The sequence below is a fragment of the Plantactinospora sonchi genome (assembly GCF_036422035.1).
Lineage (GTDB): Bacteria > Actinomycetota > Actinomycetes > Mycobacteriales > Micromonosporaceae > Plantactinospora > Plantactinospora sonchi.
On record NZ_JAZGQK010000016.1, the window covers coordinates 243,629 to 267,289 of the forward strand.

The following is a 23,661-nucleotide window of genomic DNA, read 5'->3' on the forward strand; positions in this document are numbered from 1 at the left end:
ATGTGGTTATGACTGGACTGGTTCGCGGCCCTCACCTGGCTCGGATGCTCGGTCAGTGGCACTCCCTCCCCGGGCGGCGGCGCGACCCCGACTACGCCGCGCTCGCCGGCGCCGTACGCGGGCTGCTGGCCGACGGGCGACTGCCGCTCGGCGTACGACTCCCGGCCGAACGTGAGCTGGCCGAGGCGCTGCGGATCAGCCGTACCACGGTCACCGCCGCCTACCGCGCGTTGCGCGAGACCGGACACCTGACCAGCCGACGCGGTGCCGGCAGCTGGACCACACTGCCGAACGGCCACCGGGTGGGCAGCTCCGGCATGTGGACTCCGCTGGAGGACCTGGACGTGATCGACCTCGGCTGCGCCGCCCTGGCCGCGCCGGCCGAACTGGCCGGAGCCGCCCGGGCCGCCGTCGAGGACCTGGCCTGCTACCTCGGCGGCGCCGGCTACCACCCCACCGGGATCATCGAGCTGCGTACGGCGGTGGCCGAGCGCTACACCGAACGGGGCCTGCCGACCAGTCCGGAGCAGATCCTGGTCACCAACGGCGTACAGCACGCCCTCGACCTGGTGCTGCGACTCGTGCTGCCGCCCGGAGCCGGCGTACTGGTGGAGGCGCCGACCTACCCCAACGCGTTGGCCGCGCTCGCCGCCCGGCGGGCCCGGATCACCACCCACGGCCTGGACACCGAGAGCCCCGGCTGGGACGCCGACCTGCTGCTCGGCGGCCTGCGGCAGACCCGGCCCCGGCTGGCGTACCTGATTCCCGAGTTCCAGAACCCGACCGGCCACCTGATGCCGGCCGAGCTGCGTGAGCGGGTGGTGGCCGCGGCCCAGGCCGCCGGGACCGACCTGGTCGTGGACGAGTCCTTCGTGGACCTGGCCCTGGACGGCGTCGAGGTGCCGCCGCCGACCGCCGTCTTCGACCGGCACTCCCGGGTGGTCACCATCGGCGGGATGAGCAAGCCGTACTGGGGCGGCCTGCGGATCGGCTGGATCCGCGCCTCGGCGCCGCAGGTGCAGCGGCTGGCGGCGGCCCGGGTCGGCGTCGACATGGCCGGCCCGGTGCTCGACCAACTCGTCGCGGTACGGCTGCTCGCCGACGCGGAGGCCATCGTGTCGGCCCGGCGGGCGCAGTTGACCGTGCAGCGGGACGCCCTGCTGGCCGTGATCCGGGCCGAACTGCCCAGCTGGCGGGTACGACCCCCGCAGGGCGGCGTCACGCTCTGGGCGGAGCTGGACGGACCGATCGCGAGCGCGCTGGCCCGGGCCGCCGAGGAGGTCGGGGTACGGATCGCCCCCGGCCCGAGGTTCGGACTGGACGGCACCATGGAACGGTTCCTCCGGCTGCCGTTCACCCTGCCACCCGCCGAACTCACCGAGGCGGTACGCCGACTCGCCGCCGTCCGGTACGACCTCGACCGGGTTGCCCGCCCCCTCTGGCGGGAACCCGCCGTGATCGCCTGACCGGGCCGAGCCCACCTCGTCACCTGGTCCGACGGCGGTGCGGAGTCCCCGGCCACCGACCGCCGGGAGTCGGAAGCCGGTCGGCGGCAACCGGGAAGCCGGCAAGCCGCGAGCCGACGACCGGCGATCGGGTGCAGGGAGCGGCGCGACGACGGGTCAGGCGTTTGTGCCGGCTTCGGGGCGCCAGATCCAGTTGTTCCGCTCGTAGAGCGGGGTGAGCCCGGCCCGGACCATGTTGTTCAGCGAGGGGTTGCTCCCGGGCCGCTCCGGACGACCCGTCTCCGCGACCAGCCAACGGCAGCCGGCCTCGGCCGCGGCCCGGGCACGGGCCGCGATCAGCGCCGACTGGACGCCGTGCCGCCGGTGGCTCTCCAGGGTCGCCCCGGAGTTGAGGTGGCCGATGTCGCCGCACACGTAGAGGTTGGCCACCCCGACCATCGTGTCGCCGTCCCAGGCGGCGAAACCCTGGAACGCTCCCCGCCTGGCTCCGGACGCCATGATCGAGGTCAGGTGCTCGTCGGACCTCCCGGCGAAGATCTGCCAGACCAGCGCGCTCCACTCGTCGACGTGCTCCGGGGTGACCGGGCCGACCCGCAGGTCGGTGCGGGGTCCAGGTCCGGGACGGTCGGCGGGCAGATCCGGCGTGCCGGGCCGCGTGTCGTCGGGCCGGAGGTCGTCGATCGAGCCCGCAAGTTTCACCCAGGTGCCGCCGACGGTGAGCCCGTACCGGGCGGTTATCTCGTCCCAGTCGGACGGCAGCACCTCCGGGGCGATCTGGATCGTGGCACTCGGGCTGCCGTTCGCCCGGTGGAAGTCGACGATCTCGCCGATCAGCCGGGCGGTGACCGGCTCGGTGAGCCCGAGCCCGAGGGCACGGTTCCAGAAGCCGCCCATCGGGTCGTCACGGACCGAGAGGACCACGCCGCCGCCGATTCGGCCGGTGGTGATGCCGAGCGCCTCGTGGGCGCTCTCCGGTGCGAGGGTGCCGAACTGGAAGATCAGCTCAGCCTCGCCGCGTTCGGCGATCCTGGTCCGGTGGTCGGTTGGCATGTGGAGCGTCCCATCTCTGAACGAAGTGCGTCCGCCATGGAACCCGGTGTCCCTTCCCCTGACCAACCGGGAAGGGGCAGGTGTGAGCAGGATCTACGTACCGGTGAGTAGCTGGCGGTGACCGTTCGGAGATGGGACGCGCAGGTCAGGCGGGGTAGCCGTGCCGGGAGAGCATGTCCGGCCGGGGCAGCCGCAGCCGCGGCGGGCGGGGGGTCGGCAGGGACGCCCAGACCACCTTGCCGTCGCTGCCCGGCAGCACACCCCAGCCGGCGACCGCCCGGGACACCAGGGCCAGCCCACGCCCGCGCAGCGCGGGGGGCGCCGAACCGCCGGCGTCGTCGGTCGGGGTGGCGGCGATCCGGGGTACGCCGTGGTGCCGGTCGGCGACCGCGATCCGGAGCCGGTGGCGGTGGTGGGAGACGGTGACGTCGATCTCCGTACCCGCGTGCTCCACGGCGTTCGCCACCAGTTCGGAGACGACGAGTTGGGCGTCGTCGGTCACGTCCGTCAGGCGCCACCGGTCACAGCAGTCGCGGACCAGCCGCCGTGCGCTCGCCGCCGCCTGCGCCGCCGGGGCGAGGCGCTGGTGGGCCCACCGGACCCCGCGTGGCACCGGGTACGGCCGGAGTCGGCTGAGCGCCTCGGACAGCCGGGGATAGAGCCGCACCCGTCGGGTCGGCAGCCGGCGGATGGCCCCGGTCAGTGCCGACGCCGGGGCGCAGACCAGCACGGTGATGCCCCGCCGGCAGGACTGCCCGAGCATGACCAGGGCCGGCAGCACCGTCGGCAGCAGACCGTCGGGGGCGACCCGGGTGCAGTCCACCGCCACGTACGGCGGGTGGTGCGCGGTGCAGGCCTCGAACGCCCGCTGCAGGGTGTACGCCTGAGCCAGACTCCACCGGCCAGCCATGGTGATCACCAAGGCGCCGGTCTCCACGTGTGCTGCCACCATGGCCGTCATCCTGGGAACCCCCTTGCTGCCCGCCCCGCCGACCGCCGGTTCGCGGTCGCTCAGGTCCTGACCGTGGTTCTTACCCCGGGGAGGCTCGGATGAAGCCGGTTCGGCCGGACCCGTCGGTTCGCGGACCGACGAGCCCGGCCGAACCGCGGTTCAGAGCTGGGCGAGGCTGCCCTCGTACATTTTGTTGATCTCGTTGGCGAAGCTGGTCTCGACGGCGCTCCGCTTGATCTTCATCGAGGGTGTCATCTCGCCGTCCTCGACGGTCAGTTCGCGGGGCAGGACGGTCACCTTCTTGATCGTTTCCCAGCGGTTCAGCTTGGTGTTGAGGTCGTCGACGTACCCCTCGACCAGGCCGCGCACCTCGGCCGACGCGACGATCTCGGCGTACGGGCGCCCGGCCAGCGGTCCGCCGGCGGCCCAGGCGGTGACGGCGTCGGCGTCCAGGCTGACCAGCATGGTGCAGTAGTTGCGGGCCTGACCGATCACCACCGCCTGCGCGGTGTACGGGCAGATGGCCTTGAACATCCCTTCGATTGCCGACGGCGCGATGTACTTGCCGCCGGACGTCTTGACCAGGTCCTTCTTCCGGTCGGTGATCTTGAGGTAGCCGTCGGCGTCGAGTTCGCCGATGTCACCGGTGCGGAAGAAACCGTCCGAGGTGAGCGCCGCCGCGGTCTCCTCGGCGAGGTTGTGGTAGCCGCGCATCACCGGCGCGCCCCGGAGCAGGATCTCGCCGTCGTCGTCGATCCTGCACTCCAGGTCGCCGACGGCCTGACCGACGGTGCCGATCTTGAGCCTGCCCGGCCGGTTGACGAAGTTGGCCGCGCTGGTCTCGGTGAGGCCGTAACCCTCGTAGATCGGCAGTCCGGCGGCGGCGAAGAACTCGGCGATCTCCTTGCTCAGCGGCGCGGCGCCGGAGACCAGTACCCGGATCCGACCACCCAGCCGGGCCTGGAGCTTGCTGAACACCAGCTTCTCCGCGACGGCGTAACTGATCCGCAGGCCGGCGGAGACCGGTTGGCCGGCCTGCTCCAGGGCGACCTTCCGCTTGCCGGTCCGCACCGCCCAGGCGAAGATCTTCGCCTTGGCCCCGCCGCCGGTCTGCGCGGTGGTGACCGCGCGGTTGTAGACCTTCTCGAAGATCCGTGGTGCGCCGCACATCAGCGTCGGCCTGACCAGCCCGAGCAGTTCGACGAGCTTGTCGAGCCGGCCGTCCACGTACGTCGGCAGCCCGACGTGGATCACGCCGCAGAGCAGTGTCTTACCGAACGAGTGGGACAGCGGCAGCCAGAGGTACTGCAAATCGCTGGGTTCGAGGATGCCCAGCGTCCCCTGGGCGACGCCCTCCCAGCACCATCCGGCGTGCAGCAGCTCCACGCCCTTGGGGCGGCCGGTGGTGCCCGAGGTGTAGATCAGGGTGGCCAGCCGGTCCGGGGTGATCTCGGCGACCACCCGTTCGATCAGCTCCGGATCCCGTTCCAACGCCAGCGCGCCCTGTACCTCGAGGTCGGCGAGGGTGAGCTGCGGCGGGTTGGCGGCCGGGTCCGCCGGCCCGTCCATCAGCACCACGTGGGTCAGCGCGGGCAGGTCCGCCGCAGCCACCTTGCCGGCCTGGGTCGCGTTCTCCGCGATCAGGATCTTCGATCCCGAGTCGGTGAGGATGTACGCGGTGTCCTCCGGCTCGGTGGTCGGGTAGACCGTGGTGGTCGCGCCGCCGGCGCACATGATCCCCAGATCGGCGAGAACCCAGTCGAGTCGGGTGTTGGCCGCGATCGCCACCCGGTCCTCGTGATCAACACCGAGGCCGCGCAGTCCGGCGGCGATGGCCTTCGCCCGCTGGCCCACCTGCGCCCAGGTCAGCCAGATCGGCCCGGAGTCGTCGGGAGCCGGGTGGGCGAAGGCGTCCCGGCCGGGAGTGGCCGACACGCGTTGCAGGAACATGTCGGGGATGGACCGGTAGGGGACGTCGAGAGACATGGGGGGATAGCCTCCGGATATCGTGGCGTGACGGTGATCACGTTAAATCGCGGTTACCAGAGAGTATTGGCTCCTCCGGCCGCTCGGCTAGTGCCGATCGGACCCAGCCGGTCCGGCCGGTCGGACGGGATGTCGACGTCGCACCACGCCTGGCTCCGCGTGCCTGCCTGTTCACCCACTGTTGATGTCCTTGGAGTGGCAAACCCGAATTCGCCCGGTACGTCACTAAGCTATTCAGGCGTCGGCCCCGGCCCCTGACAGGCGGAGGGCAGGATCGGCGAATCCCGTGAAAGACAATCCGATACGAGGAGAGGACCGTCCATGGACGAATTCGGTTGCGGCGAGGCGGCGCCGGGGCACGTCATCCACCTTCGGGTTGCCGTACCCACGCTGGACGCCGCCACCGAATTGGCCGCGTTGCTCACCGAGTCGCTGGCCTTCCTGCCGCAGTTGGACGCCGGCGAGGTCACCGTCTCGGCGGAGGACGCGCAGCACGAGCGGCACCGGGTGTTCTGCGACCGGCGGCTGCCCGGCGGCGGCCGGTGCGGCGAACGGGAAGGACACGGCGGGTCCTGCCTGGCGGGTCCGCCCGGGAACGGCCCGGGCGAGTGGCCCGGTTTCGCGGAGATGGCCCCGGCGCCGCCCCGGTTCCGGGCCGGCGTACCGGTGCGACTCCAAAGCTGACCCGCTGGCCGGGCCACCGCCGCCGGAGGGCCGGTCAACCCCACCGCACCGTGGTCAGGTCGCCCAACTCGTTCACCGCGACCCGGTCCTCGACCGCGAGCGTGCTGACCATCCGTTCCGCCTCGGGCAGCGACACGTGCCGACCGACCGACGTCTGCGTCTGCGGGTCGGGCGTCTCCAGCCAGAGCCTGCCCTGCTCCCACCGCACCTGCACCACCCTGCCGGACCGGCCGACGAAGCAGGCCCAGGCGCCGGTCCGGACCGGCATCCGCCGGAGCGCGGCCACGGCTTCGGCGGCTTCGAGCGGTATCGCCCGGAACTGTCCGCCGGCCCGGTGCTCCCAGGTCGCCTCCACCAGCCCGACCTCCGGCTCCGGCTCGGGCACCGCCTCGGCCCGCGGCTGCGGACCAGACGTCGCGGCCGTCCGGAGTAGACGTACCAGGGCCATGCCGTCCCGGCGGCCGACCCGGATCTCCGTGCCGTCCGGGCCGTCGGCGACCAGGGTGTCCCAGTCCCGCCGTACCGTCGTCGAGACGCCGTCGATAGTGAGTCGCACCCGGATTCCGGCCGGTAGCCAGGGCAGGTGCAGACCGGTCAGCCAACTGGCCGGGACGGTGTCGTCGGTCAACGCGAACGGACCCCGCCAGGCGTCGAGGACCGCCACCTCGACCGGTACGTCGTCGTCGACGGTGGACGGGAGTGCCGCGAACCGGCCGTACCGCCGACGCCGCCAGGTCAGCGGCACGAAGATCCTGCTCCCGGTGCTCCCGTCCCACTTCACCGGTACGTCGTGGTCGCGCAGGGCCGCCGCCACCTCCTCGCCGATCTCGACCGACGGCGGCTGGTTGAACAACCCGTACCCGAGGTACAGCCCGGCACCCTCGGCGCCGCGCTCCGCGTCCTGCTGGTGGTAGAAGGTGTAGCCGCGGGGCTGGTCGCCGTCGGCGACCTCGTCGCCGATCTCGCCCAGTCCGCAGTTCTGGCAGCAGGCGAAGTTCTCCCGGGCGACGATCCCGGCGATGTCCAGGGCGCGGAAGGCGAGGGTGAGCCGGTCGTTGTCGGTCACCTCGGGCCACTGCGCCTGGGCGGCGAGATGCGCCGTCAGTTCACGGGCCGCGACCTCCCGGGCCAACGGTACGACAACATCCCGGTCCGCCTCGTCCCCGAGGTGGTACACCGTCTCCTCGACGATCGTCGCGTACGGCAGGTCGCCGAGCGCCACCTGCTGCCGGACGTACGACTCGACCTCTCCGCGAAGCGTGTCGACCGCTTCCTCCCCGGTTTCCATGGCCGCGAACGCTAACAGCCCCGACCGGTGGCCGCTGTCCTCGCCCCGGCCGTCGACGCCACCCCGCCGGGAGTGGCCGTGACGAACGGCCGCACCGCCCCGGGGAGGGGGCAGTGCGGCCGTCGTCCGTACGGGGTGATCAGTCGTCGTCCCGGTCGTCGTCGTCATCGTCATCGTCGTTGTCGTCCTGGTCGCGGTCGGTCTTGACGATCTCGCCGGTGGTGGTGTCGACGTCGACCTCGGTCTCCCAGCCGTCCTTCTCGATCTCCACGCTCCAGACCGTCCGGCCGTGCTCCCGGTCCCGTTCGACCTCGTCGACCCGGCCGCCGCCGGCCTGGCCGAGCGCGATCTCCACCGCGCGCTCCTGGCTGACCGCGTCGTCGGTGGCCGGGCTGGTGGTGCCCGGGGCGCCGGTCGGCGTGGTGCCGGGAACACCGGTCGCGGGAGTGCCGGTCGCGGGCGTGCCGGTCGACGGGGAACCCGTACCGGTGGCCGGGGCGGCCGGGGCGGTGGCCGTGGTGGCGGTCGCGGCCGGCGCGGCGCCGAGCCCCCGCTCGCCCTGCTCCGCCGCGTTGGCCCCGATGGCGGTGCCGACGACGGCGAGTACGGCGAGCGCACCGCCAACGCCCAGGATCATCGTGTTGCGCCGAATCACGTCTCCTCCTCCGTGGTGCGGGTCCTCTGTGGTGTCGCCCTCAGAGGTTCGCCCGGCGGGGGATAGCGGCGCGCTGTGCGAATGCTAAGCCGAGGTAAAGATCCCGGCCGCCGGTCAGGCGCCGCGCGGGGCCGGCCTCGGCGGGTGCGCCCGGGTCACCGCCAGGTTGACCGCGGCGACAGCGGCCAGCACGCCCGTGGCGATCAGTGCCGACATGAGCGGCGACAGCGCCGACGTCGCCGGCGCCAGCGCCAGCAGTAGGAGCAGCCCGACCAGTCGGGCCCGATCGATGCGTGCGAAGACGGTGTAGTCGAGCAGCAGTCGACCGCCCAGGAACACCGCCGGGCCGCCGATGATCAGCATCGCCCAGGCGAACGGCGTGTCGCCGTACGGCCGGGCGATGACAAGCTGGTTGGCAGCGGCCGTGCCGAGGATGCCGGCCACCAGGACCAGGTGGACGAAGGCGGTGAACTGGCTGAGCCGGGAGGAGTTCGCGGACTCGGCGATGGTGATCGTCATCAGCTCCCCGGCCCGGTGGATGTAGATCCGCCAGATCAGCACTGTCGTGGCGAACACCACCGCGAGGGCGACGGCCTGGTCGGCGTGGTGCCGGCCTTCGCTGTACGCCCTGCCGGTCTGGAAGATCGCGACGCTCTTGGCGTACTTCGGCATCCACGTCATCCGGGACGCCACCCTCAGCCCGGGCACCCGGGTGAACCGCTACGTCCAGGCCAGGAGCATTCGGGTGTTCTTCTGGTTCCTGGTCACCGCCCCGCTCTGGATCGGTGGCCTGTTCGCGGACGAGAACATCCGGCTGGGACTCTGGGCGGTCGCGGTCGCCATCGACCTCGGCTCGGTTCGGCTGGCCCACCCCGAAACTCGGTCGTACCGAACTCAACAGCCAGATCTTCACCGGTACGCACCTCTCCGAACGGCACCGGCAGATCTTCATCGTGGCGCTCGGCGAGTTGGTCCTGGCCGCCGGCACCGAGATGAACACCCGGAACTTCGCGGGCGGCGCGATCGCCGCCTGCGGGGTGGCGTTCGGCACGAGCGTGCTGCTCTTCCTGCTCTACTTCCAGCCGGCACGGCACCTGTTCGCACCGCCCCGGGGCGGCGTGGTCGAGCGGGTGAAGCCGGGCACCTCCACCTCGTACTGCCATCTGGTGATGGTCGGCGGGGTGCTGCTGCTCTCCACCGGCCTCTCGCTCGTGGTCGACGACCCGTACGGCGATTCGCCGCTGTCCTGGATCCTGATCCTCCTCGGCGGCCCCGCGCTCTTCCTGCTCGGCACCTGCCTCTTCCACCATCTGGTGACCGCGCGGATCCTGGGATGCCGGGTCACCACGATCGTCGTGCTCGCCGCGATCGGACCGGCGATGCCGCTGCTGCCCCCACTCGGGGTCATGGCCGTCGCGGGCGTGGTCCTGCTGGGCGCCCTGCTCGCCGAGTTCGCGATCGGCCGGATCCGTGCCGCCGCCAACCCCGGCCCGGGATGACGACACTGGCTCGTTCCGGGGTCGGGTCAGGCCAGGCCGGTGCGGGGGTCGGGTCAGGCCGGCGGGTGGGCCGGCGACCGGGTGGGCGGACCGAGGGTGAGCGCGACCCGCGCCCCGCCACCGATCCCGCTGGCCAGTTCGAGCTGTCCGCCACTGTCCCGCGCGGCCCGGCGGGCGATGTCCAACCCCAGCCCGGTCGAGCCGCCGGCACTCGCGCCCCGTTCCACCAGCGCCGCCGGGTCCAGCACCGCCGACGGCAGTCCGGGGCCGGCGTCCGCGACGGTCAGCAACGCCCCGCCGCCGACCATCGGCACGCAGGTGACGGAGAACCCGACCCCGTCCGGGGTGTGCGCGAAGACGTTGCCGAGCAGCGCGTCCAGGACCGCCGCCAGCTCGTCGGCGGGCAGCCGTACCGGCAGTGGACGGTCCGCGAGGTCGACGGTGAGGGTCCGGCCGGTGTCCTCGGCCAGCACGGACCAGAACGCCACCCGGTCCCGGACCACCTCGGCGGCGTCGCAGACGGCCTCGGCGCCGACCGGGCCGCCCGTGCCGGCCTCGGTCGCGCCGCGTCGCCGGGCCTGCCGGATCAGCCCGGTCACCGCCCGCTCCACCGCGTCGATGCGGTTGGTGATCCGGGCCGCCTCCTCCGGGTCGGTCAGCGACTCGGACTCCAGCCGCAGCGAGGTCAACGGGGTACGGAGCCGGTGCGACAGGTCGGCCAACTGTTCCCGTTCCTCCCGGAGCAGTTCCTGGATCCGGGCGGCCAGGTGGTTGAGCGCGGTGGCGACGGCCCGCAGTTCCGGCGGCCCGGACGGACGGGCCCGGGCGGTCAGTTCCGCCCCGGCGAGTCGCAGCGACACCGACGACAGTTCGCTGATCGGCGCGACCAGCGACCTGGCCAGCCGGTCGGCGACGACCAGTCCGAGCAGCAGCAGCGCCACGCCGAGACCGGCGAGAACCAGCCACGACCGGTACACGCCCCGGGTCAGTTCGGCATCCGGGACGAAGGTACGGATCACCGCCGTACCGTCCGGCCGGCCCTGCACCGCGACCAGGATCTCCCGGCCCTCCGGCCCGGCCACCGTCAGGCTCTCCCCCCGCGTGGCCAACTCCACCCCGGCGGTCCGCTCCGAGGGCGTGCCGAGGGCCGAACCGTCCGGCAGGAAGACCGTGACCGGCCGACCGCCCATCGCGCCGACCTGGTCGGCGGCGAGCCCCAGCCCGGCCGCGTCGGTGGTACCGACCAGCGACACCAGTCCCTGGATGTCGGCGGTGGCCGCCACCGCCGCCCGGTCCGCGGCGGCGTCGCGCAGCAGCACCGCGAGGGGGACCAGGAAGGCCAGCAGCACCAGGCAGGTGGTGGCGGCGACCAGCAGGGTCAGCCGACGTCTCACCGGTCACCTCCGGCGGGTTCGCCGGCAACCGGGCCGCCCCTGGTGGGGTCCTCGCCCGGCGCGGCGAGCCGGACCCCGACCCCGCGCACGGTGTGCAGGTAGCGCGGTTGCGACGCGGTCTCCCCGAGCTTGCGGCGCAACCACGACAGGTGGACGTCCACCGTCTTGTCCGCCCCGCCGTACGGCAGCTGCCACACCTCGGTCAGCAGCTCCCGCTTGCTGACCACCTGACCGGCCCGGCTGGCGAGGTAGTGCAGCAGTTCGAACTCCCGGGGGGTCAGCTCGACGGGGGTGCCGGCCAGGGTCGCCCGCCGGCCGCCCGGGTCGACCCGCAGTTCGCCGACGGCCAGCACCGGCGGCCCGCCGGCCGGGCCGGTGCCCCGCCGCAGCACCGCCCGGATCCGGGCGTCGAGCTGGGCCGCGGTGAACGGCTTCACCAGGTAGTCGTCGGCGCCCGAGTCCAGCCCCCGGATGATTTCGGTCTCGTCGTCCCGGGCGGTCGCGATGATCACCGGCGTGCTGTTCACCGCGCGCAGCATCCGGAGCAGTTCCAGACCGTCCAGATCAGGCAACCCCAGATCGAGTACGACCAGGTCGGGGCGGTTGTCGAGAACCGCTTGCAGGCCGCTCATCGCCGTCGCCACGGCGGCGACGGCGTGCCCCCGCTCCCGCAGCGCCTGCAGGAGCGGATGACGGATCGCCGGATCGTCCTCGATGAGCAGTAGACGTGCCACACCCGGAACGGTAGCCGGATCCGGCGGCCCGGCGCGGCGCCGACACCGACACCGGGCGTCGGCACCGCGCCGGCCCGTCAGCCGGCCGGCGGGCGGCTCAGCGGACCCGGGCGACACCGCCGTACATGCAGATGTCGACCGGGTCGGGGATCTCCGCACCCGGGGCGGGCCGCCACTCCGCGACCGGTACGACCCCCGGCTCGACCAGCTCCAGACCCTCGAAGAACCGGTCGACCTCCGCCCGGCTCCGGGTCCGGCTCAGGCCACCGCTCGCCGCGTTCGCCTGCTCCAGCCGCTCGACGACACCGGCCGGCAGACCGTCGTACGTCCCGTGGGACAGCACCAGGTAGCTGCCCGAGGGCAGCGCGTCGACCAGCCGCCGGACGACACCGTACGGGTTCTCGTGGTCCCGGACGAAGTGCAGCACCGCCACCAGCGTCAACCCGACCGGCTGCCCGAGGTCGAGGGTGTCCCGCAGCTCGGGGGCGTCCAGGATCGAGCCCGGGTCACGGATGTCCCGTTCCAGGTAGACGGTCCGGCCCTCGGGGCTGGAGGTGAGCAGGGCCCGGGCGTGGCTCATCACCAGCGGATCGTTGTCGACGTAGACGGCCCGTGACCGGGGGTCGATCCGCTGGGCGACCTCGTGGATGTTGTCCGCCGTGGGCAGCCCGGTGCCGATGTCGAGGAACTGCCGGATCCCGGCCTCGGCGACCAGGAACTCCACCGTACGTTTCAGGAACTCCCGGTTCGCGCGGGCGGCGATCCGGACGGTCGGGAAGGCGGCGGCCACCTGGTCGCCGGACTCGCGGTCGGCGGCGAAGTTGTCCTTGCCGCCGAGCCAGTAGTTGTAGCGGCGGGCGGGGTGGGCGACGGTCGTGTCGAGTTTGCTGCCCGGGGGGCTCGGGTCGGTCACGGAAGAGATTATGATCCATGCCGCGCGGCGGCCGGGAGTACCCGTCAGGTCGGCGGCGGGACTACCGTCCGGCTCCGGGTTAACCATCTCTTAGGGTCCGCCGGCCTCGGCCTTAACGCCGGGCCGGGCATGATCGGGGCATGCGTCGACGTACCGTACTCGCGGCCGGGGGTTGGCTGCTCGCCGCGCTGGCCGCCACCGGCACCGGGTTGGCTGCCGTCCAGGTGATCGGCGCCGGTCTCACCGGGCCGGCCGGCGAGGTACGCACCCCGGACGAGGTGGCCCGGGCGTTGGCGGAGGTGTCGGCCAGCCCGACCCCGTCCGCTCCGGCCGGGACCGTGCCGGGGACGGGTGGCACACCGACCGGGTCGCCGACCCCGGGCGGCCCGTCGACCGGTGGCAGCCCGGGGTCCGCCACCCCGGCCACCGTCCCTCCGGTGGCCGGCGCCCGGTTGCTCGCCACTCCGGGCGGCACGATCGTCGCCCGGTGCGACGGTGGTCGGGTCTGGCTGGTCTCCTGGACCCCGGCCCAGGGCTACCGCGCCGAGGAGGTCGACCGTGGGCCGGACGACGACGCCGAGGTCACCTTCCGGAGTACGGCCCAGCGGTTCGACGTCGAGGTGGAGTGCCGGGCCGGCGAACCGGTCCCGTCCTGGCAGGACAAGAGCGGGGACGACGACTAGCCACCGTCGGAGCCGCGGCTGTCGTCCACCGTCACGATCCGCCACCGTGGCGATCCGCCACCGTCGCGGCCGCCCGCCACCGTCGAGCCACCAACGGGGCTGCCGGGCGCTACCGTCGGAGCAGTGCCGCGTCCGCCTGCGCGGTGAGCCACCGCTGTGCCTCCTCGTAGGACCAGCCGCAGTCCTCGGTGAGCGGTTCCCACGAGTGCAGGCCGAAGTGGAACCAGAGGATGTCGGCCGCCCGGTCGACGGTGAGGTCGTCGCGCAGGGCGGACAGTTCCGCCAGCCGTACGGCGCTGACCCGGAGCGCCTCCCGGTAGCTGCGTACCGCCTCCCGTACCGCGTCCGCGATCGTCGGGTCGACGGCCATCGTGGTGCCCATCAGCCGGAGGACCTGGCGGTGCGCCTCGTGGCCGTGCCGGGTGCCGGCGGCGGTGAGTTGGATGACCTCGGCCGGCCCGGTGGCCCGGCGCACCGCCCGCACCGTCTGTCGGGTAGCCGGATCGTCGACGGCCCGGGCGATCAGGGCGCGTACCAGTGTGGGCTTGCCGCCGACGCTGGTGTAGACGGTGGCGACCGCCACCCGGGCGGCCGCCGCGACGTCGTTGACGGTGGTGGCGGCGTAGCCACCGGTGGCGAAGAGTTCGGCGGCCGCGTTCAGGATCAACTCGCGGGTCTGGGCCGCGCTCTCCTGACGTCGGCTGCCTCTGGGTGAGACCCGGGACACCGGAGGAGTCTAACGCTTCCCATTCATCAGAAGAGTATTCTGATGACTATGCGAGTCCTCTTCTTCGGTACCCCGGCCCTCGGGCACCTCATACCGCTGTTCCCGCTGGCCCGCGCGCTGCGGGGGCAGGGCCACCCGGTCTCGTTCGTCACGGCCGCCGGCATGGCCCCGCTGATCGGGCCGGAGGGCTTCGACGTCGTACCCGCCGGCCCGATGCCCGACGTCCTCTTCGCCGAGGTGGCCAGGCGCACCGGCACCGACCCCGCCGCCAACCCCACCCCGGAGGGGGTGGCCGAGTTCTTCGGCGGGACCCGGATCGACCTCGCCGGCGACGAGGCGCTCGCCGGGGCCCGCGCATTCGCCCCCGATCTGATCGTGGCCGAGCAGTTCGACCTGGTCGCCCCACTGGTCGCCCGCGCGCTCGGCGTACCGCTGGCGATGATGGCCGTCGGGCCGGCCGCGCCGGCCGAGTTCTTCGCGGCGTTCACCGCCGTCGTCCGCCCCCGCTACCGGGACCGGGGCCTGCCCGAACCGGAGCACGCGGCGGCCGGCGACTGGCTGCTCGACACCTGCCCACCCAGCCTGCAGTTCCCCGGGGTACGACCCCTCGGCGAGCGGCTGCCGTTGCGACCGGAACCGCACCGGAGCGACGCGGCCGGCCCGGAGCTGACGCTGCCACCGCCGAGCGGTCGGCCCAGGGTCCTGCTGAGCTTCGGCAGCCACTTCGCCGAGCCCCGGGTGGTCTCCCCGTTCCTGCGGGGACTCGCCACCCTCGACATCGACCTGGTGGCCACCACCGGCCTCGTCGGCAGGGCCGAGGACTACGACGTCGACCCGGAGCGGGTGCTGCTGACCCCGTTCGTGCCCCTCGCACGGCTGCTTCCCGGGGTCTCCGTGGTCGTCGGCCACGGCGGTGCCGGCACCACCCTCGGCACGCTGGCCCGGGGCGTACCGATGGTCGTCGTGCCCCAGGGTGCCGACCAGTTCCTCCAGGCCGACCGCGTCACGGCGGCGGGTGCCGGGATCGCCGTACCGCCCGGCCAGCAGGACCCCGCCACGGTCGCGGCGGCGGTCCGGCGGGTGCTCGCCGAGCCCGGGTTCACCGACGCGGCACGACGCGTCCGCGACGACGTCGCGGCGATGCCCAGCCCGGACCGGGTCGCCGAGCAGCTCGTCGCGGCCGTCGCACGGTAGCCGACCGGGGCCGGGCGCCCGGCACGACGAGATCCCGGACGAGGTGGAGGAGGCGCCCGACGGTCACTGGTAGCGGCTCGCCCGCAACGACCAGTCGTAGCTGCCCCGGATCCAGCACCGGCGGGCGGTGACGAACCGGATGGTCTCGGCGTCGGCGTCGATGAGCAGTTCCGACTCCACCCGCAGGTACGTGCCGAGTGCCGCGTTGAACCGGGCGGCGGCGTCGACGAGACCTGACCTCTCGGGGGCGTCCGCCGCCCGGGCGAGCACCGCGACGAGGTTGTGCCCGTCGCCGCCCTGCCGGCGCTCCTTCTCGTAGGAGAAGATGTCGTTGCACCAGCACACCAGATCGGTGGCGAGATTGTCCAAGGTGGACGCCCGAGGGTCCGCCCGGTGGGCGGCGTCGCCGCCCCCGTACACCAGGTCGGTCAGGGTCAGACTCGGCCGTACACCGCCGGTGTGCCGCCGCATCTGCAGGTACTCCGCCACCGCCGGGACCCGGGACCGCTCCCGGTTCGCCGCCTCCCAGAGCAGGGCGAGCAGGTAGTCCCGCATCTGGTTGGCGAACCGGAGCAGCAGGTGCGGCGTGTCGTGGGCGCGTACCCGGCGGCACAGGTCGTGCAGGGCGGCACCGGCCGGGCCGGCGACGGTGGCCAGGCCCGACGGCGCCGGCCCGCCGAGTACGTCGAGTACGTCGAGCAGTCCGCCGACGATCGGGGCGAGCCGACCCGGATCCTGGCCGAGTTCGTCGTCGTCACAGCTGTCGTCGAAGGCGAACAGCCAGGTGAAGAGGTCGGTGAGCAGGCGCAGCTGCTCCGGCCGGGCGTCCGGGCAGGTCCGTCCGGCGAGCTCCGCCGCGTTCGCCCGGTCCAGCCGGCGCAGCGCGTCCGGTGTGGACACCAGGCCGAGTTCGGCGGCCCACCGCTGCGACTGGTGCCCGACCGCGTCGACGTGTCCACTGACCAGCTCCGGAAAGGGCGGTGGGGTCAACGCCGCCACAGCGAGGGTGCGCATTCTGCTCCTGTCGCGTGCGCCGATCCGGGCGGAGGTCAGAGCCCGAGCTTCGCGGTCCGGAGCTGGTCGGTGAGGGCCGTCGGCCCGACCAGCTGTACCCGGGCGACACGCTGCCGGCCGAACAGGAACATGGTCAGTTCGGCCGGCGAACCGACCAGCCGGACCTGTTCGCCGCCGGCCCCGCCGGTGGCCTCGCCGTGGTTCGGCGCCTGTACGAGCAGGGCCGCCGGGAACCGGCGCAGCGACATCCGGGCCAGCGACGGTACCCGTTTCCAGAGCGCGGCCTGGTGGTCCTCCGGCAACTGCCGGGGCTGCCAACCGGGAACGGCCCGGCGTACGTCCTCGTGGTGGACGAAGAACTCGGTCAGGTTGGCCAGCTCGTCGACCGGCGGCAGGCTCAGCGGGCTCCACCGGGGCCGGTGCCGGACCAGCTCGACGAGCTGCGGGTACGGCCGGTCCGCCATCGCCTGCTGCACCCGTTCCGTGTGCCCGCGCAGCGGTCGGAGCAGGATCCCGGCGGCCGCGTCCGGTCGACGTTCCCGGATCACCAGGTGGGCGGCGAGGTGTCGGGTGGCCCACTCGGGGATGATCGTCGCTGCCTCCGGTCCACGTGTGAGGAGAAGGTCGGCCAGTGCGTGACGCTCCGAATCCGCGTACCGGGGCATGTGCCTGATCCTAGGCCGATCATCGCGGGATCGCGCCGAGCTGTGTGACGGCCAACACAATCGGCTCCCGACCCGCCCTCGTCGACGCAATCGGTTCGTCATGGACACGGCCTATCGGTAAGGATGATCTGGACGAAGGACGCTTACGCCGGCACCGGCCCGAACACGCCGTGCAGGGCGGTCAGGGTGATGGCGGGGGAAGCTGTGGCGGGTGGGACGAGCCGGGACGTGCTGGCCAAGGGAATCCGGATCCTCGGCTACGCGATCCGGGACGAGCCCCGGATCTTCAGCATCGCCGCGGCCGGCAGCGTCATCTACAGCCTGCTCATCGTCGCCAGCGCGTACGTGGTCGGCGCGGTGGTCGGCAACGTGGTGGTGCCGTCGCTGGAGCGGGGCGAGGCCGACGTCGGCGCCGTCCTGCTCGCCGCCGCCGCGCTGCTGGCGGTGAGCCTCGGCCGGGTGCTGGGCATGTTCGGCCGCCGGCTCGGTGCCGGGTACATGCAGTACCGGCTGCAGGCGAGCTACCGCCGCCGGATCACCCGGCGTTACCTGGAACTGCCGCTCGCCTGGCACCAGCGGCACGCCACCGGCACCCTGCTCTCCAACGCGAACTCCGACGTCGAGGCGGCCTGGTTCCCGATCGCGCCGCTGCCGTTCGCGGTCGGCACCCTGGTGATGCTGGTCGCCGCGATGGCCTCGCTCTTCGTCACCGACTGGGTGCTGGCCCTGGTCGGCGTCGCGATCTTCCCCGCGCTGTTCGCCCTGAACGTCGTCTACTCCCGGCGGATGGCGCCCCGGCAGTCCCGTGCCCAGCAGATGCGGGGAGAGGTCAGCGCGATCGCCCACGAGAGCTTCGACGGCGCGCTGGTGGTCAAGACGATGGGCCAGGAGGCCCGCGAGACGGCCCGGTTCGCGACCCAGGCGGGCGAACTGCGGGACGCGCTGATCTCGGTCGGCCGGCTGCGCGGTGTCTTCGACCCGATGCTGGAGACCCTGCCGAGCCTCGGCACCCTCGGCGTGCTGCTGGTCGGTGCGATCCGGTTGAGCCAGGGCGCGGTCAGCATCACCGAGCTGGTCAGCGTGGCGTTCCTCTTCACGGTGCTGGCCTTCCCGGTCCGGGCGATCGGCTGGGTCCTGGCCGAACTGCCGCGCAGCGTCGCCGGCTGGGAGCGGCTGCAAACCGTACTGACCGCGACGGGCGAGATGCCGTACGGCGACACGACCCTGGACCGGGCCGCCGAGACGCCCGCCACGCTGGACTTCACCCGGGTCAGCTTCAGCTACGCACCGACGGAGGCGGCCACCGTCACCGTCCCGGCCGACCCGGCGCCGCCCACCGCCGAACCCGCGGCACCGGTGCCCGCCCCGGCACCGCCCGGGTCGGTGCCGACCGGCACGCCGGCGTCGACCGGTACGCCGGTGCTGCACGAGGTGTCGTTCACCGTTCCGCCCGGCCGGACGGTCGCGCTGGTCGGTCCCACCGGATCCGGCAAGTCGACGATCGCCGCCCTGGCGGTCCGGCTGGTCGACCCCGATGCCGGCACGGTGACCCTGGACGGCGTCGACGTCCGGTCGCTGACCGCCGCCTCGCTCTCCGCCAACACCGCCCTCGTGGCCCAGGTGCCGTTCGTCTTCGACGACACCGTCCGGGAGAACGTCACGCTGGGCCGGGACGGGATCGGCGACGAGGAGGTGTGGGCCGCACTCCGGCTGGCCGAGGCGGACGGCTTCGTGGCGACCCTGCCGGACGGGCTGGACACCCTGGTGGGGGAGCGGGGCGCGGCACTCTCCGGCGGCCAGCGTCAACGTCTCACCCTGGCCCGGGCGCTGGCCGGACGGCCCCGGCTGCTGGTGCTCGACGACGCGACGAGCGCGGTCGACCCCAGGGTGGAGGCGGCGATCCTGGCCGCGCTGCGCGGTCAACGCTCTGCCCCGCCACCTGGTGAACGGTCGACCGGCGGCGCTGCCGGGCAGGTCAGCCCGGCCACCTCGATCCTGGTCGTGGCGTACCGCCGGGCGACCATCGCGCTCGCCGACGAGGTGGTCTACGTCGAACACGGACGGGTGGTCGGGCGGGGCACCCACAGCACGTTGCTGGCAACCACCCCCGGGTACGCCGCGCTGGTCACCGCGTACGAACGGGCGGAAGCCGAGCGGGAGCGGGACCGGGCACCCGCGCAGACCGCGCCCGACGGCCCGGCGGACCGGCAGGACCAGGAGGTAGGGGCATGAGCGAGCGTAGCGAGCGAATCGGTCAGCTCAGGTTGACAGCTCGTGACGCCGACGAGCGGAGCGAGGTGGTGGCATGAGCAGCACGGCGGTGACCGCGCCCGGGCCGGAGCGGACCGAGACGACCTGGCGGACGCTGCGTCGTGGTCTGGCGCTCTCCCCGGAGCTGCGGACCGGGCTCGCCGGCACGCTGGCCCTGGCCCTGGTCTCGATGGTCGGCCGGGCCGCCGTACCGGTCGCCATCCAACAGGGCATCGACCGTGGCCTGCGCGCGCCCGGCGGCCCGCACCTGGACGTGGTGGCCTGGGTGGTGGCGGTCACCGCCGCGGTCCTGGTGGTCACCACCGTCTGCGGCTACCTGATGATGCGCCGGCTCTTCACGGTCAGCGAGACCGCGCTGGCCGGGGTACGGGTCCGGGCCTTCCGGCACGTGCACGACCTGTCGACCCTGCACCAGCAGGCGGAGCGGCGCGGCTCGCTGGTCTCCCGGGTGACCAGCGACGTGGACCAGATCACCCAGTTCCTCCAGTGGGGCGGGGTGATCCTGCTGGTGAACGTGGGCCAGGTGATGGTGACCACGGTCGTGATGGCGGTCTACTCCTGGCAGCTCACCCTGGCGGTCTTCGCCGCGTTCGTACCGGCCGCGCTGGTCATCCGGTTGTTCCAGAAGCGGCTCGCGGCGGCGTACGGGGTGGTCCGGCAGCGGATGGGCGCGATGCTCGCCGCCATCTCCGAGAGTGTCGTCGGCGCACCGGTGATCCGGGCGTACGGCGTCGCGGGGCGTACCGCCGCCCGGCTGGACCGGACCATCGACGGGCAGCGTCAGGCCCAGCAGCGGGCCATCCGGACCAGCGTGATCAGCTTCTCCACCGGAGAGATCGCCGCCGGGCTCGCCCTAGCCGGCGTGGTGCTGCTCGGGGTACGGCTGGGTGTCGACGGAACGATCGGCATCGGTGAGCTGACCGCCTTCCTCTTCCTGGTCACCCTCTTCATCCAGCCGGTGCAGATCGCCACCGAGGTGCTCAACGAGGCGCAGAACGCGATCGCGGGCTGGCGGCGGGTGCTGGACGTGCTGGACGTGGAGCCGGACGTGGCGGACCCGGGGGAGCAGGGGGTCGACCTGCCGTCCGGGCCGATCGACATCCGGTTCGCCGACGTCGGCTACCGCTATCCGGGCGGGCCGCCGGTGCTGGTGGACGTCGACGTGGAGATTGCCGCCAAGACCCGGGTCGCGGTGGTCGGGGAGACCGGCAGCGGCAAGACGACCTTCGCGAAGCTGCTCACCCGGCTGATGGATCCGGCCAGCGGGGCGGTGCTGCTCTCCGGCGTACCGCTGGACCGGGTCCGGTTCGCGTCGCTGCGGTCCCGGGTGGTGATGGTGCCGCAGGACGGCTTCCTCTTCGACGCGACGGTGGCGGAGAACGTCCGGTTCGGTCGTCCGGAGTTGTCCGACGAGGAACTGGCCGCCGCCATGGTGGAACTCGGCCTCGGCGACTGGGTGGCGGGACTGCCGGCCGGCCTGGCGACTCCGGTCGGCGAACGCGGCGAGGCGCTCAGCGTGGGTGAGCGGCAGCTGGTCGCGCTGGCCCGGGCGTACGTCGCCGACCCGGACCTGCTGGTGCTGGACGAGGCGACCAGCGCGGTCGACCCCGCCACCGAGGTACGACTGCAGCGCACCCTGGACGCGGTGACCCGGGGCCGGACGACGGTGGCGATCGCGCACCGGCTCTCCACCGCGCAGGCCGCCGACGAGGTGATCGTGGTCGACCGGGGTCGGATCGTGCAACGGGGACCGCACGAGGAGCTGGTCCGGGACGCGGACTCGGTCTACGGGCTGCTCTACGCCTCCTGGCTGGAACAGACCAGGTAGCGATGGACGTCACCCACTCCGTAGGTTAGCCTCCCCTTACTAAGGTCAGGCTAACCTACTGGAGGTCGACGTCATGCAGCCCAGCCCCGCCGAGGTGGCCCGTACCCTGGCCGCCGGTCGGCTCGCCGGCACCGCGCAGGTGGCGTACCGGCCCGGGCCGCACCAGGTCCGGCACGCCACCGACCCGTCCGGCCGGGTTCTGCTGCTCGTCTCGGTGGTCAGCGACCTCGCGGCGGCGCTGCGGCCGGCCGGCCCGCCCGGTGCGGCCGGGCATCCGGCCGGCGACGGCCGGGGTGCGGCGGTGGTGCTCGACGTCCGGGACCTGCCTCCGTCCGCCGGCGCACCGTCGCTGGGTCGGCTCCGGATCTCCGGCTGGGCCCGGCCCCTCGTCGGCGACGCGGCCCGGCGGGCGGCGGTCGACTTCGCCGAGGTGGTGCCGACCGGTGACCTGCTCGACGTCGGCCAGCGGTTCACGCTGTACCGCTACGAGCCGGCGGAGGTCCGGCTGGACCGCGGCGGCGTGCGGTACGACATCGAGCCGGCCGAGTACGCCGCCGCCGAACCGGACCCGCTGCACGAGGTGGAGTCCGATCTCCTCGCCGACCTCGCCGACCACCACGGGCCGGAGATCGCCGCCTTCATCCGTCGCCAACTGGGTGACGTGCTGCCCCCGCCGTCGGGTCCGGACGAGCCGGCGCCCCGGGTGGTCCGCCTCGACCGGTACGGCCTCACCGTGGCGTCCGGCGTGGGTGGCGGCCGGATCCGCGCCCGGCTGGCCTTTCCCCGGCCGCTCTCCGGTCACGCCGACCTGGTCGAACTCCTGCATCCGGTGCTCTGCCGGCGGCGGCACGCGGCGGATCCGTCCCGACCCGGGAACCGGCTCGGCCTCACCGCCGGATAGCCGGACCCGGACAGCCGGGCACGGCCCGGACAGCCGGGCACGCCCCGGACAATCGGTGCCTGGGGCCGAGGTGGAGGTGTCCGACCTTTCCGTCGTGCTGTGTCACTTGTCGGTTCTGGGTTTCTTTCCCTGTCGCACGTGTCACCCTGGCCGAGGGTGCGAGAAGTAGTTGACATGTCAAGCACGGCATATGCTTGACGTGTCAAGGACGGGGCTGCGGGGCCACGAGGTACCGCGTCCCGAGGCGCCGCCCGGCAGGTCCGGACAACCGGCGGGCAGGCGAGAACCAGGGAGGGTGACATGGGAACGCTGGATGGGAAGATCGTGCTCATCACCGGCACCGGAGGCGGCGTGGGACGCGTCGCGTCGCTGGTCGCCGCCCGGGAAGGCGCGAAGGTGGTGGGCATCGACATCCAACCCGCCGCCAACGACGAGACGGTGGCGCTCGTCCGCCGGGCCGGTGGGGAAATGACCGGCATCGCGCCCGTCGACCTCACCGATCCGGAACAGGTACGACAGGTCGTCGAGCAGGCCGCAGCCGTGTACGGCGGGCTCGACGTGGTCTACAACAACGCCGCCTCGCTCCGCTTCGGACCGATGCCCGACTTCTCGGTCGAGGACTGGCGGGCGACCATCACCGGCGAACTCGACATTCCCTTCTTCGTGTCGAAGTTCGCCTGGCCGCACCTGGTCCGGCGGGGCGGCGGCGTCATCATCAACGCCGCCTCCATGGCCGGCATGATCGGCGGCGAGGTCCCGCCGATGATCGCGCACGCCGCCGCGAACGCCGGCATCATCGGCATGACCCGACAGCTCGCGCTCGAAGGCGCGCCGCACGGCATCCGTGCGGTGGCGATCAGCCCCGGGCCCGTCCTCACCCCGGCCAGTGATCGCGACCTCGGCGACAACCAGGCCGCCCGGGACGCGGTCACCCGTAAGACGCTGCTCAAGCGCTTCGCCCAGCCCGAGGAGATCGCCGAACTGGTGGTCTTCCTCGCCTCCGACCGGGCGGGGTACATCACCGGCGCCAACTACCCGGTCGACGGCGGCGCGACCGCCTGGTGAGAGTGGCGGGGCGGGGGGCCTACCCGGTCTCGGTGGGTCCGGCCGTCCGGGAGCGGCCCGGGGACGCCCCCGAGCCGCCGCCGGTCGGTCCGGACAGGTCCCCCGTCAGGTAGCGCTGCATGGTCGGGCCTACCGCCGCGACCACCTCCTCGGCAGGTGCCGAGGCGAGCGGCTCCAGCTTCAGGATGTACCGGGCCATGGCCAGGCCGACCAGCTGGGACGCCACCAGCGACGTACGCAGTGGCGCCTGCGCCGGGTCGAGGTCGAGCAGGCCGGCCGCCCGGCGCAGGATCTGGGTGACCACGAACTCCCGCAGCAGCCGGGCGCTCCACTCGTTGTTCACCGCCGACCGGAGCAGCGCGGCCCCGGCCGTGCCGGCGGGCGAGTCCCAGACCCGTAGGAAGGTTGCCACCAGCCGTTCCCCGGCGCCGTCGACGCCACCGGCGGCGATCTGCGGCAGCAGCTCTCCCGGGTTGAACGGGATGTTGATGGTGGCCTGGAAGAGTTGCTCCTTCGTGCCGAAGTAGTGGTGGACCAGCGCCGGGTCGACTCCGGCGCTGGTCGCGATCGCGCGGATCGAACTGCCGTCGAAGCCGCGTTCGGCGAACGCCTCCCGGGCGGCGTTGAGGATCGCCTCCCGGGTGTCGGGGTTGCCGGGCCGCCGTCCGCTCCGTCGTGCCATCGCCGTCCTC

At 73.1% G+C, this 23,661-nt stretch carries 21 protein-coding genes and 2 pseudogenes; 10 read left to right on the forward strand and 13 right to left on the reverse strand.

Features of this window, described 5'->3' with window-relative positions:
* Window positions 1-8: 8 nt before the first annotated feature.
* Window positions 9-1,466 carry a MocR-like transcription factor YczR gene (yczR, locus tag V1633_RS19575; RefSeq protein WP_331215794.1) on the forward strand — a complete coding sequence of 486 codons (1,458 nt, stop codon included), beginning with the start codon at window positions 9-11 and terminating at the stop codon, window positions 1,464-1,466.
* A gap of 156 nt (window positions 1,467-1,622) precedes the next feature.
* Here the strand turns inward: yczR and V1633_RS19580 are convergent, their stop codons facing one another.
* From V1633_RS19580 to V1633_RS19590, 3 genes are all read right to left on the reverse strand, one after another.
* A complete protein-coding gene (locus V1633_RS19580) occupies window positions 1,623-2,516 on the reverse strand; it encodes a GNAT family N-acetyltransferase (protein ID WP_331215795.1) in 894 nt (297 codons plus the stop codon).
* A 145-nt stretch (window positions 2,517-2,661) separates the two neighbouring features.
* The gene (locus tag V1633_RS19585) at window positions 2,662-3,468 is read right to left on the reverse strand and encodes an ATP-binding protein (protein ID WP_331215796.1); all 807 of its coding nucleotides are present in this window, start codon (window positions 3,466-3,468) and stop codon (window positions 2,662-2,664) included.
* A 159-nt stretch (window positions 3,469-3,627) separates the two neighbouring features.
* Window positions 3,628-5,454, reverse strand: a complete 1,827-nt coding sequence (locus V1633_RS19590) for an AMP-dependent synthetase/ligase (protein WP_331215797.1) — start codon at window positions 5,452-5,454, stop codon at window positions 3,628-3,630.
* 321 nt (window positions 5,455-5,775) lie between these two features.
* Between V1633_RS19590 and V1633_RS19595 the strand changes: the two genes are divergently transcribed.
* Window positions 5,776-6,138, forward strand: a complete 363-nt coding sequence (locus tag V1633_RS19595; RefSeq protein WP_331215798.1) for a hypothetical protein — start codon at window positions 5,776-5,778, stop codon at window positions 6,136-6,138.
* Window positions 6,139-6,172: 34 nt separating this feature from the next.
* Here V1633_RS19595 and V1633_RS19600 read toward each other — a convergent pair whose 3' ends face one another.
* The 3 genes from V1633_RS19600 to V1633_RS19610 all read right to left on the reverse strand — a co-directional run bounded on the left by V1633_RS19600 (window position 6,173) and on the right by V1633_RS19610 (window position 8,762).
* The gene (locus tag V1633_RS19600; RefSeq protein ID WP_331215799.1) at window positions 6,173-7,426 is read right to left on the reverse strand and encodes a DUF6891 domain-containing protein; all 1,254 of its coding nucleotides are present in this window, start codon (window positions 7,424-7,426) and stop codon (window positions 6,173-6,175) included.
* Between the two features lie 139 nt (window positions 7,427-7,565).
* On the reverse strand, window positions 7,566-8,081 hold the full coding sequence (locus V1633_RS19605; protein WP_331215800.1) for a PepSY domain-containing protein: 516 nt from the start codon (window positions 8,079-8,081) through the stop codon (window positions 7,566-7,568).
* 114 nt (window positions 8,082-8,195) lie between these two features.
* Entirely contained in the window at window positions 8,196-8,762 is a 567-nt protein-coding gene (locus V1633_RS19610; RefSeq protein WP_331215802.1) for a low temperature requirement protein A, read from the reverse strand.
* 104 nt (window positions 8,763-8,866) lie between these two features.
* Here V1633_RS19610 and V1633_RS19615 point away from each other — a divergent pair, with 104 nt between their 5' ends.
* Window positions 8,867-9,580: a low temperature requirement protein A gene (locus tag V1633_RS19615; RefSeq protein ID WP_331215803.1), complete on the forward strand. Its 714-nt coding sequence runs from the start codon at window positions 8,867-8,869 to the stop codon at window positions 9,578-9,580.
* 53 nt (window positions 9,581-9,633) lie between these two features.
* Here the strand turns inward: V1633_RS19615 and V1633_RS19620 are convergent, their stop codons facing one another.
* The 3 genes from V1633_RS19620 to V1633_RS19630 all read right to left on the reverse strand — a co-directional run bounded on the left by V1633_RS19620 (window position 9,634) and on the right by V1633_RS19630 (window position 12,621).
* Window positions 9,634-10,974 carry a sensor histidine kinase gene (locus V1633_RS19620; protein ID WP_331215804.1) on the reverse strand — a complete coding sequence of 447 codons (1,341 nt, stop codon included), beginning with the start codon at window positions 10,972-10,974 and terminating at the stop codon, window positions 9,634-9,636.
* Window positions 10,971-11,708 (reverse strand): response regulator transcription factor, encoded by a 738-nt coding sequence (locus V1633_RS19625; RefSeq protein ID WP_331215805.1) that lies wholly within the window; start codon window positions 11,706-11,708, stop codon window positions 10,971-10,973. Before V1633_RS19625 ends, V1633_RS19620 begins: the two co-directional genes overlap by 4 nt.
* Window positions 11,709-11,805: 97 nt before the next feature.
* Window positions 11,806-12,621, reverse strand: coding sequence for an SAM-dependent methyltransferase (locus V1633_RS19630; protein ID WP_331215806.1), 816 nt, complete (start codon window positions 12,619-12,621; stop codon window positions 11,806-11,808).
* Window positions 12,622-12,761: 140 nt separating this feature from the next.
* Here V1633_RS19630 and V1633_RS19635 point away from each other — a divergent pair, with 140 nt between their 5' ends.
* The gene (locus tag V1633_RS19635) at window positions 12,762-13,304 is read left to right on the forward strand and encodes a septum formation initiator (RefSeq protein WP_331215807.1); all 543 of its coding nucleotides are present in this window, start codon (window positions 12,762-12,764) and stop codon (window positions 13,302-13,304) included.
* A gap of 109 nt (window positions 13,305-13,413) precedes the next feature.
* On the opposite strand, the gene V1633_RS19640 is transcribed toward V1633_RS19635, so the two are convergent.
* Window positions 13,414-14,031: a TetR/AcrR family transcriptional regulator gene (locus tag V1633_RS19640; RefSeq protein WP_331215808.1), complete on the reverse strand. Its 618-nt coding sequence runs from the start codon at window positions 14,029-14,031 to the stop codon at window positions 13,414-13,416.
* A gap of 42 nt (window positions 14,032-14,073) precedes the next feature.
* Here V1633_RS19640 and V1633_RS19645 point away from each other — a divergent pair, with 42 nt between their 5' ends.
* Entirely contained in the window at window positions 14,074-15,225 is a 1,152-nt protein-coding gene (locus tag V1633_RS19645) for a glycosyltransferase (RefSeq protein WP_331215809.1), read from the forward strand.
* 63 nt (window positions 15,226-15,288) lie between these two features.
* On the opposite strand, the gene V1633_RS19650 is transcribed toward V1633_RS19645, so the two are convergent.
* Both V1633_RS19650 and V1633_RS19655 read right to left on the reverse strand, forming a co-directional pair.
* On the reverse strand, window positions 15,289-16,239 hold the full coding sequence (locus V1633_RS19650) for a terpene synthase family protein (protein ID WP_331215810.1): 951 nt from the start codon (window positions 16,237-16,239) through the stop codon (window positions 15,289-15,291).
* Between the two features lie 35 nt (window positions 16,240-16,274).
* Window positions 16,275-16,904, reverse strand: a complete 630-nt coding sequence (locus V1633_RS19655) for a TIGR03085 family metal-binding protein (protein ID WP_331215811.1) — start codon at window positions 16,902-16,904, stop codon at window positions 16,275-16,277.
* 189 nt (window positions 16,905-17,093) lie between these two features.
* Between V1633_RS19655 and V1633_RS37020 the strand changes: the two are divergent.
* From V1633_RS37020 to V1633_RS19675, 5 genes and pseudogenes are all read left to right on the forward strand, one after another.
* Window positions 17,094-18,209, forward strand: a pseudogene (locus V1633_RS37020) (ABC transporter transmembrane domain-containing protein); the annotation flags it as partial.
* A gap of 102 nt (window positions 18,210-18,311) precedes the next feature.
* A pseudogene (locus V1633_RS37025) lies at window positions 18,312-19,136 on the forward strand (ABC transporter ATP-binding protein); the annotation flags it as partial.
* Between the two features lie 73 nt (window positions 19,137-19,209).
* Window positions 19,210-21,003, forward strand: a complete 1,794-nt coding sequence (locus V1633_RS19665) for an ABC transporter ATP-binding protein (RefSeq protein ID WP_331215813.1) — start codon at window positions 19,210-19,212, stop codon at window positions 21,001-21,003.
* 73 nt (window positions 21,004-21,076) lie between these two features.
* Complete coding sequence (locus V1633_RS19670; RefSeq protein ID WP_331215814.1) at window positions 21,077-21,904, forward strand: DUF2470 domain-containing protein; 828 nt, start codon at window positions 21,077-21,079, stop codon at window positions 21,902-21,904.
* A gap of 300 nt (window positions 21,905-22,204) precedes the next feature.
* Window positions 22,205-22,969: an SDR family NAD(P)-dependent oxidoreductase gene (locus V1633_RS19675; protein ID WP_331215815.1), complete on the forward strand. Its 765-nt coding sequence runs from the start codon at window positions 22,205-22,207 to the stop codon at window positions 22,967-22,969.
* Window positions 22,970-22,988: 19 nt separating this feature from the next.
* Here V1633_RS19675 and V1633_RS19680 read toward each other — a convergent pair whose 3' ends face one another.
* On the reverse strand, window positions 22,989-23,651 hold the full coding sequence (locus tag V1633_RS19680; RefSeq protein WP_331215816.1) for a TetR/AcrR family transcriptional regulator: 663 nt from the start codon (window positions 23,649-23,651) through the stop codon (window positions 22,989-22,991).
* Between the last annotated feature and the right edge of the window lie 10 nt (window positions 23,652-23,661).